This window comes from Corynebacterium sp. Marseille-P3884 (assembly GCF_017942225.1).
Classification (GTDB): domain Bacteria; phylum Actinomycetota; class Actinomycetes; order Mycobacteriales; family Mycobacteriaceae; genus Corynebacterium.
Genome location: NZ_JAGKSD010000027.1, coordinates 1 through 3,400, shown reverse-complemented (window position 1 = coordinate 3,400; position 3,400 = coordinate 1). Strand labels below are relative to the sequence as shown.

Below are 3,400 nucleotides of genomic sequence, written 5' to 3'. Positions count from 1 at the left end.
TTTGTGTGTTGGGTTATTCGTGTGTGTGTTTGTTGTTTAAGGGCGCATGGTGGATGCCTTGGCATGCTGAGCCGATGAAGGACGTGTGAGACTGCGTTAAGCCTCGGGGAGTTGTCAACAAAGCGTTGATCCGAGGGTGTCCGAATGGGGAAACCTGGCCGTAGTTGTGTGCGGTTACCTTGCAGTGAATGCATAGCTGTTGAAGGGGGTTACGCCGGGAAGTGAAACATCTCAGTACCGGTAGGAGAGGAAAATAAGAATGATTCTGCTAGTAGCGGCGAGCGAACGTGGATGAGGCTAAACCGTGTGCGTGTGATACCTGGCAGGGGTTGCGTGTGCGGTGTTGTGGGGTGTGACTGGTCGTGTTCTGCCAGATACGTCCACATTGTGCGTGTGTAAGCGGAAGTGGTCTGGGATGGCCTACCGGAGTAGGTGAGAGTCCTGTACGTGAATGCATGTGTGCGTGTGGTGGTTGTATCCCCGAGTAGCAGCGGGCTCGTGGAATCTGCTGTGAATCTGCCGGGACCACCCGGTAAGCCTAAATACTCAGTGTGACCGATAGTGGATAAGTACCGTGAGGGAATGGTGAAAAGTACCCCGGGAGGGGAGTGAAAGAGTTCCTGAAACTGTGTGCCTACAATCCGTCAGAGCACCTCTATGTGTGTGATGGCGTGCCTTTTGAAGAATGAGCCTGCGAGTCAGCGGCATGTCGCGAGGTTAACCCGTGTGGGGTAGTCGTAGCGAAAGCGAATGCTAATTGTGTGTTGAGTGGCATGTCCTGGACCCGAAGCGGGGTGATCTACCCATGGCCAGTGTGAAGCAGCTGTAAGAGGTTGTGGAGGCGCGAACCCACGTAGGTTGAAAACTGCGGGGATGAGCTGTGGGTAGGGGTGAAAGGCCAATCAAACTCCGTGATAGCTGGTTCTCCCCGAAATGCATTTAGGTGCAGCGTCGCGTAGGTGTGCCGGAGGTAGAGCTACTGGTTGGTTGAGCGGGACTATCATCTTAGCAATGTCAGCCAAACTCCGAATGCCGGTTAAACATTGTTGCGCGGCAGTGAGACTGTGGGGGATAAGCTTCATAGTCGAGAGGGAAACAGCCCAGATCGCCGGTTAAGGCCCCTAAGGGTGTACTAAGTGGAAAAGGATGTGTAATCGCGAAGACAGCCAGGAGGTTGGCTTAGAAGCAGCCACCCTTGAAAGAGTGCGTAATAGCTCACTGGTCGAGTGGTTGCGCGCCGACAATTCAGTGGGGCTCAAGTACACCGCCGAAGCCGCGGCATATCTTTGATATGGGTAGGGGAGCGTCGCATGTGGTGTGAAGCAGTACCGTAAGGGGTTGTGGACTTCATGCGAGTGAGAATGCAGGCATGAGTAACGAATGATACGTGAGAATCGTATCCGCCGAATGACTAAGGGTTCCTGGGTCAAGTTCGTCTTCCCAGGGTGAGTCGGGTCCTAAGGCGAGGCCGACAGGCGTAGTCGATGGTCAACGGGTTGATATTCCCGTACCCGTATACACGCGCCCAATGATGAACCGGTGATACTAACCACCCTGACCACCTGCCCAGATGATCTTTGATTATCAGGTGGGTGTGATGCGTGGGGCCTGATCTGTAGTAGTCAAGTGATGGGGTGACACAGATTGGTAGCTACGCCACTTAGTGGATTGTGGTGCAAGCGTGCGGCACGACACCTAGTTAAATGCGGGTGTTAAATGTGTGAGGCGTGATGCGTAACCCCAACGGGGTGATGGTAGTGATCCTGTGCTGTCGAGAAAAGCCTCTAGCGATGTGTGTGTACGGCCCGTACCCGAAACCGACACAGGTAGTCAAGTAGAACATACTCAGGCGGTCGGGTGAACTGTGGTTAAGGAACTCGGCAAATTGCCCCCGTAACTTCGGAAGAAGGGGGGCCACAACCGGTGATCATTTCTTGCGAATGTGAGCTGGTTGGGGTCGCAGAAAAGAGAGGGAAGCGACTGTTTATCAAAAACACAGGTCCGTGCGAAGACGTTGAAGTTGATGTATACGGACTGACGCCTGCCCGGTGCTGGAAGGTTAAGAGGACCTGTTAGGACCTTTGGTTCGAAGCGGAGAATTTAAGCCCCAGTAAACGGCGGTGGTAACTATAACCATCCTAAGGTAGCGAAATTCCTTGTCGGGTAAGTTCCGACCTGCACGAATGGCGTAACGACTTCCCTGCTGTCTCAACCACAGGCCCGGTGAAATTGCACTACGAGTAAAGATGCTCGTTTCGCGCGGCAGGACGAAAAGACCCCGGGACCTTCACTATAGCTTGGTATTGGTGTTTACTGCGGTTTGTGTAGCATAGGTGGGAGACTTTGAAGCGCTCACGCTAGTGGGTGTGGAGTCGTCCAGTGAAATACCACTCTGACCGTAGTGGATGTCTTAACCTTGGCCCATGATCTGGGTTGGGGACAGTGCCTGGTGGGTAGTTTAACTGGGGCGGTTGCCTCCCAAAGAGTAACGGAGGCGCCCAAAGGTTCCCTCAGCCTGGTTGGCAATCAGGTGTTTAGAGTGTAAGTGCACAAGGGAGCTTGACTGCGAGACTTACAAGTCGAGCAGGGACGAAAGTCGGGACTAGTGATCCGGCACCTACTTGTGGATGTGGTGTCGCTCAACGGATAAAAGGTACCCCGGGGATAACAGGCTGATCTTCCCCAAGAGTCCATATCGACGGGATGGTTTGGCACCTCGATGTCGGCTCGTCGCATCCTGGGGCTGGAGTAGGTCCCAAGGGTTGGGCTGTTCGCCCATTAAAGCGGCACGCGAGCTGGGTTCAGAACGTCGTGAGACAGTTCGGTCTCTATCCGCCGCGCGCGCAGAAACTTGAGAAAGGCTGTCCCCAGTACGAGAGGACCGGGACGGACGTACCTCTGGTGTGCCAGTTGTTCCGCCAGGAGCACCGCTGGTTGGCTACGTACGGAAGGGATAACCGCTGAAAGCATCTAAGCGGGAAGCCTGTTTCAAGATGAGGTTTCATAGGTTCCCAGCAGACTACTGGGTTGATAGGCCAGATCTGGACGCACCGCAATGTGCGAAGGTGACTGGTACTAATACACCAACCAACAAACCACATGTTTCCAACAACAAGCGAAACACAAAGCAGCAAACAACGACTGCCGCGTCCACTATGCAGTATCTGACACACCACACACCACACACCACGTGGTGGCCACAAACACAGATAATTACATACACCGCAACACACCAACCAGTGTTGCGACCATGACGACAAACCCCCAAAGGTGTGTCGGTGGTTGATAGCGGTGGGGAAACGCCCGGTCCCATTCCGAACCCGGAAGCTAAGCCCACCCGCGCTGATGGTACTGCACTCGGGAGGGTGTGGGAGAGTAAGTTACCGCCGACCAAAAACTT

Annotated in this window: 2 rRNA genes; both read left to right on the top strand. The window is 54.1% G+C overall.

Features of this window, described 5'->3' with window-relative positions:
* Positions 1-26 precede the first annotated feature (26 nt).
* Positions 27-3,099, top strand: a 23S ribosomal RNA gene (locus J5Y21_RS11520).
* Positions 3,100-3,274: 175 nt separating this feature from the next.
* Positions 3,275-3,392 (top strand): 5S ribosomal RNA (rrf, locus tag J5Y21_RS11515).
* The last annotated feature ends 8 nt before the right edge of the window (positions 3,393-3,400 follow it).